The organism is Mycolicibacterium hodleri (assembly GCF_025822245.1).
GTDB lineage: Bacteria > Actinomycetota > Actinomycetes > Mycobacteriales > Mycobacteriaceae > Mycobacterium > Mycobacterium hodleri.
The window spans coordinates 103,301-117,622 of the sequence record NZ_JACKTL010000005.1; the positions used below are offsets into that span (position 1 = coordinate 103,301).

General features: G+C 68.5%; 15 protein-coding genes. 7 read left to right on the forward strand and 8 right to left on the reverse strand.

Going from position 1 to position 14,322, the window contains the following annotated elements; all coding sequences use genetic code 11:
* Positions 1-108 precede the first annotated feature (108 nt).
* The 5 genes from H7J06_RS32545 (at position 109) to H7J06_RS00895 (ending at position 4,097) form a co-directional block, all read left to right on the forward strand.
* Positions 109-201: an Ms4533A family Cys-rich leader peptide gene (locus H7J06_RS32545; protein WP_372515203.1), complete on the forward strand. Its 93-nt coding sequence runs from the start codon at positions 109-111 to the stop codon at positions 199-201.
* Between the two features lie 123 nt (positions 202-324).
* Positions 325-1,365 carry a sulfate ABC transporter substrate-binding protein gene (locus H7J06_RS00880; RefSeq protein WP_264036124.1) on the forward strand — a complete coding sequence of 347 codons (1,041 nt, stop codon included), beginning with the start codon at positions 325-327 and terminating at the stop codon, positions 1,363-1,365.
* Positions 1,362-2,204, forward strand: a complete 843-nt coding sequence (cysT, locus tag H7J06_RS00885) for a sulfate ABC transporter permease subunit CysT (RefSeq protein ID WP_264036126.1) — start codon at positions 1,362-1,364, stop codon at positions 2,202-2,204. The genes H7J06_RS00880 and cysT overlap by 4 nt, the downstream gene beginning before the upstream one ends.
* Positions 2,201-3,013 (forward strand): sulfate ABC transporter permease subunit CysW, encoded by an 813-nt coding sequence (gene cysW, locus H7J06_RS00890; protein ID WP_264036129.1) that lies wholly within the window; start codon positions 2,201-2,203, stop codon positions 3,011-3,013. The genes cysT and cysW overlap by 4 nt, the downstream gene beginning before the upstream one ends.
* Positions 3,014-3,032: 19 nt before the next feature.
* Complete coding sequence (locus H7J06_RS00895; RefSeq protein ID WP_264036130.1) at positions 3,033-4,097, forward strand: sulfate/molybdate ABC transporter ATP-binding protein; 1,065 nt, start codon at positions 3,033-3,035, stop codon at positions 4,095-4,097.
* Here H7J06_RS00895 and H7J06_RS00900 read toward each other — a convergent pair.
* The 7 genes from H7J06_RS00900 to H7J06_RS00930 form a co-directional block, all read right to left on the reverse strand.
* The gene (locus H7J06_RS00900) at positions 4,069-4,800 is read right to left on the reverse strand and encodes a flagellar basal body-associated FliL family protein (RefSeq protein WP_264036131.1); all 732 of its coding nucleotides are present in this window, start codon (positions 4,798-4,800) and stop codon (positions 4,069-4,071) included. The genes H7J06_RS00895 and H7J06_RS00900 overlap by 29 nt on opposite strands.
* Complete coding sequence (locus H7J06_RS00905) at positions 4,797-6,023, reverse strand: zinc ribbon domain-containing protein (RefSeq protein WP_264036134.1); 1,227 nt, start codon at positions 6,021-6,023, stop codon at positions 4,797-4,799. The genes H7J06_RS00900 and H7J06_RS00905 overlap by 4 nt, the downstream gene beginning before the upstream one ends.
* Positions 6,020-7,645 carry a S53 family peptidase gene (locus H7J06_RS00910; protein WP_264036136.1) on the reverse strand — a complete coding sequence of 542 codons (1,626 nt, stop codon included), beginning with the start codon at positions 7,643-7,645 and terminating at the stop codon, positions 6,020-6,022. Before H7J06_RS00910 ends, H7J06_RS00905 begins: the two co-directional genes overlap by 4 nt.
* 90 nt (positions 7,646-7,735) lie before the next feature.
* Positions 7,736-8,002 carry a hypothetical protein gene (locus tag H7J06_RS00915; protein ID WP_149482604.1) on the reverse strand — a complete coding sequence of 89 codons (267 nt, stop codon included), beginning with the start codon at positions 8,000-8,002 and terminating at the stop codon, positions 7,736-7,738.
* A 239-nt stretch (positions 8,003-8,241) separates the two neighbouring features.
* Positions 8,242-8,964 carry a sirohydrochlorin chelatase gene (locus H7J06_RS00920; protein ID WP_264036141.1) on the reverse strand — a complete coding sequence of 241 codons (723 nt, stop codon included), beginning with the start codon at positions 8,962-8,964 and terminating at the stop codon, positions 8,242-8,244.
* 6 nt (positions 8,965-8,970) lie between these two features.
* Positions 8,971-9,675, reverse strand: coding sequence for a phosphoadenylyl-sulfate reductase (locus H7J06_RS00925; RefSeq protein WP_264036142.1), 705 nt, complete (start codon positions 9,673-9,675; stop codon positions 8,971-8,973).
* Positions 9,676-9,678: 3 nt separating this feature from the next.
* Positions 9,679-11,361: a nitrite/sulfite reductase gene (locus tag H7J06_RS00930; RefSeq protein WP_264036145.1), complete on the reverse strand. Its 1,683-nt coding sequence runs from the start codon at positions 11,359-11,361 to the stop codon at positions 9,679-9,681.
* Between the two features lie 302 nt (positions 11,362-11,663).
* Here H7J06_RS00930 and hemW point away from each other — a divergent pair, with 302 nt between their 5' ends.
* On the forward strand, positions 11,664-12,812 hold the full coding sequence (gene hemW, locus H7J06_RS00935) for a radical SAM family heme chaperone HemW (protein ID WP_264036148.1): 1,149 nt from the start codon (positions 11,664-11,666) through the stop codon (positions 12,810-12,812).
* Between the two features lie 15 nt (positions 12,813-12,827).
* Here the strand turns inward: hemW and H7J06_RS00940 are convergent, their stop codons facing one another.
* Positions 12,828-13,142, reverse strand: coding sequence for a type II toxin-antitoxin system VapB family antitoxin (locus H7J06_RS00940; RefSeq protein WP_149482609.1), 315 nt, complete (start codon positions 13,140-13,142; stop codon positions 12,828-12,830).
* Positions 13,143-13,251: 109 nt separating this feature from the next.
* Here H7J06_RS00940 and hrcA point away from each other — a divergent pair, with 109 nt between their 5' ends.
* Positions 13,252-14,283, forward strand: a complete 1,032-nt coding sequence (gene hrcA, locus H7J06_RS00945; RefSeq protein WP_264036150.1) for a heat-inducible transcriptional repressor HrcA — start codon at positions 13,252-13,254, stop codon at positions 14,281-14,283.
* The last annotated feature ends 39 nt before the right edge of the window (positions 14,284-14,322 follow it).

Here is a 14,322-nt window from a genome sequence, read left to right on the forward strand (position 1 = left end):
CGCGCTCCAGGGTGACGTTGGTGCTGGTGGCGCTGGTGTTGCTCGTCGTCGTGATGTGGCTGTTCGCCCGATAACGCCACGTCAATCCGGTCTGTTACGCTTCGCGCCATGCACGCACTGTCCGGCAGCGTCGAGAGCCATGTCTTGGCTCTCATCGCCGTGGGCAATTGCGCTGTCGCCGATGTGCACTGTTGTCGCTGACCCCCATTCCGTTGCGCGGTGTGGTGTCGGTCGGGGCAGCTTCATGCCTGAGCGCTGATACGTGTCCTCTCCGTCGTGGCGGGTAACAGAACCCATGAATCGCCGCTAGGAAAGGCCCAATCCATGCCCGTCTTCACCCCGAAGTCGATTCGGTCGCTGACCGCTGCCGGCGCGATCGCCGTCACGGCATCCCTGCTCGCCGCGTGCGGTGGCGGCGCGAGCGACGTCGCCGGTGGCTCTGCCGGCCCCGCCGCGGACACCACGCTCACCCTGGTGGCGTATGCCGTGCCGGAGCCGGGCTGGAGCAAGATCATCCCGGCCTTCGCCGCCACTCCCGAGGGCAAGGGCGTCGCCGTCACCGCGTCGTACGGCGCCTCCGGCGACCAGTCGCGTGGCGTCGTCGACGGCAAGCCTGCCGACATCGTCAACTTCTCCGTCGAACCCGACGTGACCCGGCTGGTGAAGGCCGACAAGGTCGCCAAGGACTGGAATACGAGCGCCACCAAGGGCATTCCATTCGGCTCCGTGGTGACCTTCCTCGTCCGTAAGGGCAACCCGAAGGGCATCAAGGACTGGAACGACCTACTGAAGCCCGGCGTCGAGGTGGTCACCCCGAGTCCGCTGAGCTCCGGTTCGGCCAAGTGGAACCTGTTGGCGCCGTACGCATTCGCCAGCAATGGTGGCCAGGACGCGGCGGCCGGTCTCGACTTCGTCAACAAGCTGGTGACCGAGCACGTGAAGGCGCGTCCCGGCTCGGGCCGCGAGGCCACCGACCTCTTCGTTCAGGGCAGCGGCGACGTGCTGCTGGCTTACGAGGACGAGGCCATCAACGTCGAGCGTCAGGGCAAGCCGGTCGAACACGTCACCCCGCCGCAGACCTTCAAGATCGAGAACCCCGTTGCGGTCGTGACGACGTCGCAGCACGTCGACAAGGCCACCGCCTTGAACAACTACCTCTACACCCCGGAAGCTCAGAAGCTGTGGGCACAAGCCGGCTTCCGCCCGGTCGACCCGGCCGTCGCCGCCCAGTTCGCCACCGACTTCCCGGCACCGCAGAAGCTGTGGACCATCGCCGACCTGGGTGGTTGGGGTGACGTCGACCCGGCGCTGTTCGACAAGGACAACGGCACCATCACCAAGATCTACAAGCAGGCCACCGGATGACGGCTGGGCTCGCGCCGACCCCCGAGGCGCCGGGTCGTCTACGCCGGGCCAGGGGCACGACGTCGCTGCGCGTGGGCGCTGCGACGCTGTGGCTCAGCGTCATCGTCCTGCTGCCGCTGGCCGCAATCCTGTGGCAGGCGGTGGGTGGCGGCTGGTCGGCGTTCGCGGACGCGGCGACCTCCAACGCGGCGCTCGAGTCCTACAAGGTGACGTTGTCGGTGTCCATCGGGGTCACCGCCGTGAACCTGGTCTTCGGATTGCTGGTCGCCTGGGTGCTCACCCGTGACGACTTTCCCGGCAAGCGGTTGGTCGACGCGATCATCGACCTGCCGTTCGCGCTGCCGACCATCGTGGCGAGCCTGGTCATGCTGGCGCTGTACGGCCCCAACAGTCCCGTCGGACTTCACCTGCAGCAGACCAGGTGGGGCATCGGCATCGCGCTGCTCTTCGTCACGCTGCCGTTCGTGGTCCGCTCCGTCCAGCCCGTGCTGCTGGAACTCGACCGGGAGGTGGAGGAGGCGGCGGCATCGCTCGGCGCCAACAACTGGACGATCTTCGTTCACGTGGTCCTGCCCGCCTTGCTGCCGTCACTGCTGTCTGGTGCCGGCCTGGCGTTCTCGCGGGCGATCGGCGAGTTCGGGTCGGTGGTCCTCATCGGCGGTGCGATCCCCGGCGAGACCGAGGTGTCGTCGCAGTGGATCCGCACCCTGATCGAGAACGACGACCGCACGGGGGCCGCGGCGATCTCGATCGTCCTGCTCGCCGCGTCGTTCGTGGTGTTGTTCGTGCTGAGGGCCGTTGGATCGCGCGCGGCGAAACGCGAGGAGTTGGCCTCGTGATCCTGTCGCGCCCGGTGCGCTATCTCATCCGCTACCTGGCGTTGGCGTACATCCTGGTCCTGGTGGTGGTCCCCGTCGGGCTCATCCTCTGGCGCACCCTGGCCCCGGGTTTCGGCACCTTCTTCGCCTCCATCGGCACGCCCGCCGCGATCTCGGCGCTGCAGCTTTCCTTGCTGGTCGTCGCGATCGTGGTGCCACTCAACGTGGTCTTCGGCGTGCCCACTGCACTCGTCTTGGCACGCAACAAGTTTCGTGGAAAGAGCGCGCTGCAGGCCGTGATCGACCTGCCTTTCGCGGTGTCCCCGGTGGTCGTCGGCGTCGCGCTGATCCTCCTGTGGGGGTCGGCGGGTGCGCTCGGCTTCGTCGAGAACGACCTCGGCATCAAGATCATCTTCGGTCTGCCGGGCATCGTGCTGGCGAGCATCTTCGTCACGCTGCCGTTCGTCATCCGCGAGGTCGAGCCCCTGCTGCACGAGCTCGGCACCGACCAGGAGGAGGCCGCCTCCACCCTGGGTTCGCAGTGGTGGCAGACGTTCTGGCGGATCACCCTTCCGTCGATCAGGTGGGGGTTGACCTACGGCATCGTGCTGACCATCGCCAGAACCCTCGGTGAGTACGGCGCGGTGATCATGGTGTCGTCCAACCTGCCCGGCACCTCGCAAACCCTCACCCTGCTGGTCTCCGACCGCTACAGCCGCGGCCAGGAGTATGGCGCCTACGCCGTGTCGACACTGCTGATGACCGTCGCGGTGTTCGTCCTGATCGTGCAAGTCATCCTCGACGCCCGGCGTGCCCGGGCGGCAAAATAGGCCTCGAGTAGGAGACCCCATGAGTTCCGATGTAGCCAACGCGATCACGGTGCGTGGCGCGAACAAGCGCTACGGCGACTTCGTGGCCCTCGACGACGTCGACTTCGACGTTCCGGAGGGCTCGTTGACCGCGCTGCTGGGTCCCAGCGGTTCTGGCAAGTCGACCCTGCTGCGGGCCATCGCCGGTCTGGACCAACCGGATTCGGGCACCATCACCATCAAGGGCGACGACGTCACCGGCGTGCCGCCGCAACGACGCGGCATCGGCTTCGTGTTCCAGCACTACGCGGCGTTCAAACACCTCACCGTGCGGGACAACGTGGCGTTCGGCCCGAAGATCCGCAAGATGCCGAAGGCCGAGATCAAGGACAAGGTCGACAACCTCCTCGAGATCGTCGGGCTCGCCGGTTTTCAGAGTCGCTATCCCAGCCAGCTCTCCGGTGGCCAGCGCCAGCGCATGGCGCTGGCGCGGGCGTTGGCGGTCGACCCCGAGGTGCTGCTGCTCGACGAACCCTTCGGTGCGCTGGACGCGAAGGTCCGCGAGGATCTGCGGGCCTGGCTGCGCCGGCTGCACGACGAGGTGCACGTCACCACGGTGCTGGTGACCCACGATCAGGCCGAGGCGCTCGACGTCGCCGACCGCATCGCCGTGCTCAACAAGGGCCGCATCGAGCAGATCGGCAGTCCCACCGAGGTGTACGACAGCCCGATCAACGGGTTCGTGATGTCGTTCCTCGGCGCCGTGTCCTCGCTGAACGGGACGTTGGTACGTCCCCACGACATCCGGGTGGGCCGCAACCCCGACATGGCGCTCGCGCAGACCGAAGGAAACGTCTCGGCGACGGGCGTCATCCGGGCCGTCATCGACCGAATCGTGGTGCTGGGCTTCGAAGTTCGCGTCGAGCTCACGAGCGCGGCGGACAACACCTCGTTCACCGCTCAGATCACCCGCGGTGATGCCGAGGCGCTCGGCCTCAAGGCGGGCGACACCGTCTACGTGCGCGCGACCCGGGTGCCGCCCATCCCCGGCGGCGCCGAGGTGCCGGTCGCCGACCTCAGCGCGGCGGGTCTCCCCGCCACGTAAAGCTGTTGACGTACTTCGCCATGTCGAGGGCGAGGAAGAAGTTGGCGCCGGAGGGGTGCCCGGAGCCGAACTCGGGACTGAACTCGCGGAATGGACCGGCGGCCGCCGCGATCAGCGCGTAGTCGTTCTTCACCCCGACCATGACGAGGATCCGGTTTCGGTCGTCGTCGCCGATTGCGTCCGGAGGATAGTCGTCGGCGACCTCCCCGTACCCGAGCTGGTATCCGACGAAGGCGTTGGGGATCTCGTAGGCGAACGTCGCATCCGGGTAGTGCTGCCGTAGCAAGTCGTCCGCGATCTGGCGCGGCGTCTGCCCGTTGGCGGGCTGTCCGAACAAGCGCAGTGTGCCGCCGTCGCCCGCGAGGAGGTCCAGCACCACGCCGTTCGGTTCGAAGGTGGCGTCGTACGCCGTCTCCGGCCCCGGGTAGGACACCGAGAACTGGCCGTCGTCGGAGGTGAACCGAGGGTTGGTGGAGACCGGCTTGCTGATCGGTGGCGTTCCGCAATCGGGTGGGCACACCACCAGCGCCTCGGGCGGCTCGAACCACACCGACAGCGCGGCCGTGCCCGCCGCCACCAGACCCACGACGACGGCCAGGATGACCAGCAGCCGCGTCGGCGAGGTCGACTTCACCGGGGCCGCGGTGTAACTCGTCTCGGGGACCGAGTACCCCGGCCACGCCTTCGGGGGAGCCGACGTCACGAGCTCACCGGCACCGGGCGCTGGGACCTCCGCCGGGCCCGAGACGCCCGGGAGGCGGTCTGGGCGGCGAGCCCGCACCGCGGGCAGAACGGAAGATCGGGCACGACGTGCTCGCATTCGGGGCACAGCACCAACTCGTCCGTGACCCCCGGCTCGGCGCGGTCGGGTTCGGCGCGGTCGGGTTCGGCGCGGTCGGGTTCGGCGCGGTCAGGTTCGGAGTGCAGCAACGTGACGTGCACGACGACGCGCAGGACGTAGAGGGCGACCACCGTCAGCAGTGCGTACACGACCGTCTCGACGTCGCTGGGTGGGGAGAGGAAGTCCAGCACGCCCAGACCCAGGTAGGCGATCAGCCCGAACATGATCGCCGGCAGGGGAGAGGTCAGCCAGTACCACCGCGGCGCGCGTCCGATGTCGCGCCGCGGCACGAACCACAGGGTGGCGCCTACCGCACCCGCGACCGCCGCGGCCGTCAGCGGCACCGCCAGACCCTGGAGCAGACCCCCGACCACCAGGTCGGCAGTGGATTGACCGTCGGGGTCGGCCGGGCCGCTGGTGAGCTCCGGCGCCAAGCCCGCCATGCTTCCCGCGGTGACGAAGCAGACCGCCCCGAAGGCGCCAATCACGAGCCCGTGCAACGGCTCTCGAGTGCCGGGGCGCCACACGCGCGCGACGATCGTCGGTGCCAGGAGGAGAACGAGGAAACCCACCGGGATGGCGAGACAGGTGAGCAGGAGGTCGAGCGTGCTTGCCGGCAGGCCTAGCGCGTCGTCGTCCACGCGTGCCGCCGCCACGTCCGTCGCGAAATTCCAGCCGACGCCACCGACGATGCTGAGCAGCGCGACCACCACCAGCGTGCCGGTCGACGGATCGGCGCCCGCGTCGGCTTCCCAGAGGTAGGCCAGGAAGAGCGCTGGCAGTCCGGCGCCGACGACCCCGATCAGCGCGGCCAACCACATCGGCAGGGCGGTGCCCACCAACAGCACGAGCACGCCGACCAGCGCGACGCCGAACGCCACCCTGGAATGCCTTGGCAGGGCAGGGAACATCGTGCTGATCACCGCGGGGCGAAGCACGTGCTCGCCGGGTGCCGCCGCGTAGGCCGACAGCCGGAGCCAAGGCGGCCCGTCGCCTCGCCGCGGCGTAGCCGTCGCCCCGCAGTTGCCGCAGAATTCGCCCGTCGGGACGATGACGGCGCAGATGCGACACGTCATCGTCGTCATCGAGGGGCCATCCCCTTCTGGATGTCGAGGAGGTCGCGGGCCAGCTGTGCGACGTTGGGACTTCCGAGTCCGGTCGCAAGATCGTAGCCGGGAACCGCGACGTCGACCGCGCTGCCGCCAAGGGTGACGTCGCGAAACCCGGGAGCGTTGGCGCCCGCAGCCACCCGGTACAGCAGGGGGTTGACGTCACCGAGTCGCTCCCCGCCGTTGGCGAGCAGGTATTGGTTCATCAACGCGGTGAGGCCGGCCCACACCGGCGCCGCCTGTGACGTCCCGGCGCCCACCAGGTCCTGCTGGTCGAATCGAATTCGGACGCCGGTGAACGGATCGGCGAGTGCGGCCACGTCGGGTGTCAGTCGTCGCTGCTTCTTGCCGGAGTCGCGCTCGACGGACATCCTGCGCTGCCACGGCGGCCGCGGAAAGAGCTTGGACACACCACCACTGGTGCCCTGGGACAACGGTGAGTCGATCCACGCCTGTTCGGCCAGCCACTGGCCGTCCTCGTCGGTGGACAGCGTCGTGCCTCCCACCGACGTCATGCCGGGCAGGGACGAGATCGCGTCGAGGCCGATGTCGTCCGGACCGGGTGGCGACGACCAGTTCTCGCCGCCCTTGCACTCCAGGCCTCCGGTGTCGCCGCTGGCGTCGAAGGCCGAGGTGCCGTTGCGGTGCGCTCGTTCCAGGGCCGACTGCACGGGCTTGAGGTCGGTCGCGGTGATCAGCGCGTCACAACCCCACCCGATCGACAAGCTCCACACGGCGCCGGGGAATTGCTCGTTGGTCGCGTCGAACATCTCCGCGATGCGTTCGTAGGTGCGGCCACCCTCCAACGTGGGGCGGGCATTGACGACGACCATCCGGGCATCCGGTGCAATCGCATGTGCCACTTCGAGATCCATCACGGTCTCGGCGCGTGACTCGCTTGGCTGGCCTCCGACGAGGATCGGTTTCAACGGTGGCAGCCCGGACATCGTCGCGAAGTCGTCGAGGTCGCCCTGGTCGTAGCCGCTGAACGCGAAGAAGACGATGGTTTGTCCCTTGCCCGTAATGCCGGCCGCGGTAAGGGGATTCGCGTTGTAGGCGGTCAGCAGAGCGGTCGGCGTCAGCCCTTGGCCGGGGACGTCGAGCGGTACGTAGTCGGGACGCGCCTCGCGGTGCGGGGTGAATCCGAGGATGCGGCCGAGGTCGCTGACCGTGGTGCGGACGGCGGCGGGCACCTCGGGCTGTTGAGGCGACGCGTAGAAGACCTGGCCCTGCATGCCGCGATAGTCGTGCACCGGGACGTCGAACGCCTCGGACACGACGGGAGGGGCACCTTCGACGATGGCCCAATCCTCGCCGGGCCGCCAACGAACGTCGAGTCCCTTGGTGGCCGCCCATTCGAGCAGGGGGTCGGGTCGCGCCGAGCCGCGGAGACCGACGGTGAGTTGAGCGCGGTCCAGATGGGACGGACCGAGATCGGTGGAGCTGGCCAGCAGGTTCGCGTACGGCCCGGCGATGGTGACGGCGGGTGAGGGCGGCGGCTCGGCTCGGTGACCCGAGATGAGAACGGCGACACCGGCTGTCAACGACGCGGCCAACGAGCACCCGATCATGCGCGTAGCGGCGCGTCGATCGAACATCAGGGACTCCCGGTCACCACAGTCGATTCTGCGGGGACGCCACGACGTGACGTCCCCGCAGAATGTCGAATTGCCCTAGGGCGACCGGAGTTAGGAACTGCTGCCGTTGCGGTGAGTTCCGGGCTCGCCGGTAGGAGCCGGCGGTGCCTTCACCGGCGGAGAGAAGCTGTTGGCCCCACCGGGGGTCAGACTCTTCTCCGTCGGAGTGACGGACGGCGCGGTGGTCGTCGTCGTGGTGCTGCTCGGTGCGGGCGTCTCGCTGCTGCTACTGCAGCCAGCGGTCAGTGCCCCCATCGTGATGATCGCACCGCCACCGATGACCAACGCCACGCGGCGAGTGAAACGATCTGTATTCATGTTCTATCCCAATCCAATCCCCGAATTGCGATCCAACGACCGTTTGCGGGGTCGTGGGCGGCTGGACGCCGACGTCAATATGATGCCACGAGTTGAGCAAATCGAGTACGAATCGCTGAATCCGTGCCAGACCGTGTCCAGCAGGGGAGCTCACACTCTGGCGGGAACCACGGCAAACCGGGGTGTGCCGCCGGCGTCGCGGCGCAGAGACGGCCCCGTCGACCGCACGTGTTGCCCGCTCACGCGGCGATGCGCGCGAGCTGGACGGCGTCGAAACGGTCGAGCAACGTGGCGGCGACCAGATTGTGCGAACCAAGCGGCTCCGCCATCGGAATGCCGAGCTCGGCGGCCACCGCGGCGACCCTGTCGGTGATGCGGCCGTGCGCGAGGAACCACGGTGCGACGACCAGGTGTCGGGCTCCCCGGCGCGTAAGGCGCGCCGCGGCCTCGGCGACGGTGGGATGCGGTCCGGTGGCGAAGGCCACCTCCACGCCGGCCCAGCGCGTCCTCGCGCTCAGGGCAGCCGCCACCGTGGCCGTGCGCGCGTTGGCCGCCTCGTTCGACGAGCCCACCGCGACCACTACGACTCCCACGTCGCGTCGATCGGCCGGTGCTCCCGCGGCGGCGATGCGTTGACCGAGCAAGGTGACCAGGGCCGGATCCTCGCCGAGCGCCTCCGCGACCCGGACCACGGCGCCTGACTCCTCGATCACCGCGGGCAGGTCGACCCTGGCGTGATGGGCGCTGGCCAGCAGCATTGGAACCACCACGGCCGGGTCGCCGCGCTTCGCAAGATCGGCGAGGACGTCGCCCACGAAGGGCGCCGACTTCTCCAGGAACGCCGCGCGAACCTCGAGTCCGGGGCGCAACCGGCGGATGCGCCCGGCCAAGGCCACCGCGACCTCCGGCGACCGGGCGTCCGAACTGCCGTGGGCCGCGAGGATCAGGGCGGGCTCAGTCATCTGCGGTCACGAGGCGTGCAGTCCGCACTCCGTCTTCGACTGACCGGCCCAGCGACCGCTGCGGGGATCGGCCCCCTCGATGGGCTTCGCCGTGCACGGCGCGCAGCCGATCGACGGGTAGCCCTCGAAGACCAATGGGTTGACCAGGATGTCGTTGGCGTCGATGTAGGCCTGCATCTCGTCGTCGGACCAGGCGGCAATCGGGTTGACCTTCACCAAGCCGAAGGCCTTGTCATAGCTGATGAGGGGTGCGTTGGCGCGCGTCGGAGCCTCGACGCGGCGGATGCCCGTGACCCAGGCCGAATAACCCTTCAGGGCCTTGCCGAGTGGCTCCACCTTGCGCATCCGGCAGCACGCCGCCGGGTCGCTGGCAAACAGGTTCTTGCCGAGAAGTGCGTCCTGCTGGGCGACGGTGTTCTCCGGTGTGACGTTCACCACGTTCACGCCGTAGACGGCTTCGACGGCGTCGCGGGTGCCGATGGTCTCGGCGAAGTGATAGCCGGTGTCGAGGAAGAGGACGTCGACGCCGGGGCGCACCTTGGCGGCCATCGCCACCAGAACGGCGTCCTGCATGTTCGAGGCCACCACGTACTCGCCACCGAAGTTGTCGTCGGTCCAGCGCAGCAGCTCGTCGGGACTGGCGCCGTCGAGCTCGGCCGCGCCGCGCTCGGCGATGGCGATCAGATCGGTCTCGGTCATCAGGTCGGTCATCAACTACCTCAAATCTGCTTCGTCGGCCCGCACGGCCCACGTTGCAAAACGCTCGCCGTCCTCCCTTTGTTTCACGAAATTGCGCACGACGCGCTCGATGTAGTCGCCCAGTTCGGTGCTGGTCACCTTGTGCTGGCGCAGCTTGCGGCCGAACGCGCTGTCCAAGCCGAGGCTGCCGCCCAGGTGAACCTGGAAGCCTTCCTCGGGGCCGTTGCCGTCGTCGACCATCTGGCCCTTGAAGCCGATGTCGGCGATCTGAATGCGGGCGCACGAGTTCGGGCAGCCGTTGATGTTGATCGTCACGGGGACGTCCAGTTGGGCGTTGAGGTCCTCCAGGCGCGCCTCGAGCTCCGGGGCCAACTGCTGCGAGCGGCTCCGCGTCTCGGCGAACGACAGCTTGCAGAACTCGATTCCGGTGCACGCCATCAGGTTTCGCCGCCAGTGCGACGGCTTCGACGGCAAGCCCAGCGCGTCGAGTCCGTCGCGGAGCGTGTCGAGCTGGTCGTCGGGGACGTCGAGGATGACCAGCTTCTGATACGGGGTGAACCGGATGCGATCCGAGCCGGCGGCCTCGGCGAGGTCGGCGACCTTGCTCAGGATGGTGCCCGACACCCGGCCCGCGATCGGGGCGACGCCGACGGCGTTGAGGCCGTTCTTGAGTCGCTGAACGCCAACGTGGTCGATCGGGCGGGGCACCGGGGTCGGCGCGGGACCGTCGATCAGCGGACGCTTCAGGTATTCGTTTTCCAGGACTTCCCGGAACTTCTCGATACCCCAGTCCTTGATCAGGAACTTCAGCCGGGCCTTCGCGCGCAGGCGACGGTAGCCGTAGTCGCGGAACACGCTGACCACGCCCTCCCACACGTCGGGCACCTCGTCCAGCGGGACCCACGCGCCGACGCGTTGCCCGAGCATCGGGTTGGTCGACAGACCGCCGCCGACCCACAGGTCGAACCCGGGCCCGTGTTCGGGGTGTTCGACACCGATGAAGGCGACGTCGTTGATCTCGTGCACGACGTCCTGCAGGCCCGAGATCGCGGTCTTGAACTTGCGCGGCAGGTTGGAGTACTCGGGCTTGCCGATGTACCGCTTGGTGATCTCGTCGATGGCGGGGGTGCCGTCGATGACCTCGTCGAGCGATTCACCGGCCAGCGGCGAGCCGAGCACGACGCGGGGGCAGTCGCCGCACGCCTCGGTGGTCTGCAGGCCGACCTCGTCGAGGCGCCGCCAGATCTCCGGCATGTCCTCGACCCGAATCCAGTGGAACTGGACGTTCTGCCGGTCGGAGATGTCGGCGGTGTCACGGGCGAACTCGGTGGAGATGGCGCCCAGGGCGCGCAACGACGCTGCGGTCAAGGCGCCGCCGTCGGAGCGGACCCGCAGCATGAAGAACTCGTCTTCGAGCATGTCGGTGTTGTCGTCGCCGGTCCAGGTGCCGTCGTACCCGGGCTTGCGCTGGGTGTAGAGCCCCCACCAGCGGAAACGGCCGCGCAGGTCGCCCTTGTCAATGCTCTCGAACCCGCCCTTGGCGTAGATGTTCTCGATGCGGGTGCGCACGTTGAGCGGGTTGTCGTCCTTCTTGGCCTGCTCGTTGGCGTTGAGCGGCTCGCGGTACCCGAGTGCCCATTGGCCTTCACCCTTGGGGCGCTTGGCTGGCTTGGCGGGTTTGGAGTCGGCCTGGGTCATGGGATGGCCCCTCTCGAGGGAGCCGGCGTGTGAATCGTGCGTCGTCACCGGTGGCTGTCCGGCGGCGCAGATCCGGCGGCCAGCTGAAGTTACAGGTGGACGGGTCTACGGCGTCAAGGCAGACAGCAACAGGTGCATACGCGCTTGAAGTCGACATGCCGCCGGACCACCAGCGAAACGCCGGCGGTCGAAGGCTGGGCAGCAGTCACGCCTGACATTCTGCCACGAACGGCGCGATCGGCTCCAACCGGCCAAGTCTTGCGCTCACCACGAGCAAAAACCGGCTCTGGAAGACTGGACCGATGACCGAACACCGTCCCCGCGCGTTCGGCGTCTACGTCCACGTCCCGTTCTGCGCGACACGCTGCGGGTACTGCGACTTCAACACCTACACACCCGCTGAACTGGGCGGCGCCAACCCCGACGGCTGGCTCGAGGCGATGAAGGTCGAGCTCGAGCTGGCCGCGCACCAGCTGGCGTCCCGGGGCTCGGTTCCCGAGGCGTCGACGGTGTTCGTCGGCGGCGGCACCCCGACGATGCTCGGCGGCGAACGACTCGCCTCGGTGTTGGACGCGGTGCGCGCGAACTTCACGTTGGCCGCCGGCGCCGAGGTGACGACGGAGGCCAATCCGGAGTCGACCACCCCCGAGCTGCTCGACCGCCTGCGCACGGCCGGCTTCACCCGGCTGTCGCTCGGCATGCAGTCGACGGCGCCGCACGTGCTGGCCGCGCTGGACCGGGTGCACTCGCCGGGGCGTGCGCTGGCCGCGGCCGCCGACGCGCGCGCGGCGGGGTTCGAGCACGTCAACCTGGATCTCATCTACGGCACGCCGGGGGAGAGCGACGACGACCTGGCCCGCTCGGTCGACGCGGCGATCGGGGCCGGCGTCGACCACGTCTCGGCGTACGCGCTGGTGGTCGAGGAGGGCACCGCGCTGGCCAGGCGGGTGCGCCGCGGTGAGCTGCCAGCACCGGACGACGACGTGCTCGCCACCAGGTACGAACTGCTCGACGCGCGTCTCTCGGCGGCGGGCTTCGACTGGTACGAGGTGTCCAACTGGAGCCTCCCCGGCGGGGAGTGCCGGCACAACCTCGGCTACTGGGACGGCGGCGAGTGGTGGGGCGCGGGGCCGGGGGCGCACGGCTACACCGACGGCGCGCGGTGGTGGAACGTCAAGCACCCCAACGCCTATGCCGACATGCTCGCCCGTCGCGAACTGCCGGTCGGCGGACGCGAGGAGTTGACCGCACCCGAACGCCACACCGAGGACGTCATGCTGACGGTTCGGCTGCGCGGCGGGTTGCCGGTGACGTTGCTCGACGCCGAGGAGCGGTCGCGGGCCGCCGATCTCTGCCGCAACGGGCTGCTGCTCGACCGCGGCGAGGCGATGGTGCTGACCGACCGCGGCCGACTGCTGGCCGACGCCGTGGTGCGAGAACTGTTGGGCTAGTTGGCCGCTCGACCGTCAGGTCTGCTGGTCCAGCGGGAGGTCCATGTCGTAGACCCGCGCGTGCAGTACGGCCCGGTTGCGCAACGCCGCCCGAACCGCCTGATGCACACCGTCTTCGAGGTAGACGACGCCCTCCCAGCGGACGGCATGCGGGAACAGGTCGCCGTAGAACGTCGAGTCCTCCGACAGCAAGCGGTCCAATTCCAGGACCGTCGTGGTGGTCACCAACTCGTCGAGGCGGATCTGCCGCGGAGGGATCTGCGCCCACTGCCGATAGGACAAATTGTGCTCCGGATACGGCTTGCCGTCGCGGACGCCCTTGAAGATCATCGGCCGGTCCTGGTGAGCACGTAGTGAGGCTATCGGGTGGCGCCCGGCGGCGCCGCGGCACGTCGCCGCTGCTGGCCGACGTAAAATGACGACGACTAGGAGGTGAACCATGGGTACTGCCGATGATCGTCGCTTCGAAGTGCTGCGCGCGATCGTCGCCGACTTCGTCTCCACGAAGGAGCCGATCGGTTCGAAGAGCCTCGTCGAACGCCACAATCTGGGCGTCTCGAGTGCCACGGTGCGCAACGACATGGCCGTCCTTGAGGCCGAGGGATACATCGCCCAGCCGCACACCAGCTCGGGCCGGGTGCCCACCGAGAAGGGGTATCGCGAGTTCGTCGACCGCCTCGACGACGTCAAGCCGATGTCGTCTGCCGAGCGTCGCGCCATCCTCACGTTCCTGGAGTCCGGCGTCGACCTCGACGACGTCCTGAGGAGGGCGGTCAAGCTGCTCGCCCAGCTCACCCGCCAGGTCGCGATCGTGCAGTACCCGACCCTGTCCACGTCGTCGGTACGCCACCTCGAGGTCGTCGCCCTGACGCCGGCCCGGTTGCTGCTGGTCGTCATCACCGACTCGGGCCGGGTCGACCAGCGGATCGTCGAACTCGGCGACGCCATCGACGACGTGCAGCTCTCCGCGTTGCGGGAGCGGTTGGGGCAGGCGCTGGAGGGCAAGCCGATCACCACCGCGTCGGTCGCCGTGTCGGATTTGGCGTCGCAGCTGGTCGGTCATGGCGTCCTCGGCGACGCGGTGGGACGGGCCGCGACGGTGCTCGTCGAAACCCTCGTCGAGCACTCCGAGGAGCGGTTGCTGCTCGGCGGCACGGCGAACCTGACGAGAAATACCGCGGACTTCGGTGGCTCCCTGCGGTCGGTGCTCGAGGCACTGGAGGAGCAGGTGGTGGTCCTGCGCTTGCTGGCCGCCCAGGAGGAGGCCGGTAAGGTTACGGTGCGCATCGGACACGAGACCGCGGCCGAGCAGATGGCGGGAACCTCCGTGGTGAGCACCACCTACGGCAGCTCGGGCAAGGTCTTCGGCGGGATGGGTGTGGTGGGTCCCACTCGGATGGACTATCCGGGAACCATCTCCAACGTCGCCGCGGTTGCTCTGTACATAGGTGAAGTCCTGGGTGCCCGCTAAGGGCCTTGGGACGGATGGCGACTGCGGCTTCACGAAGCG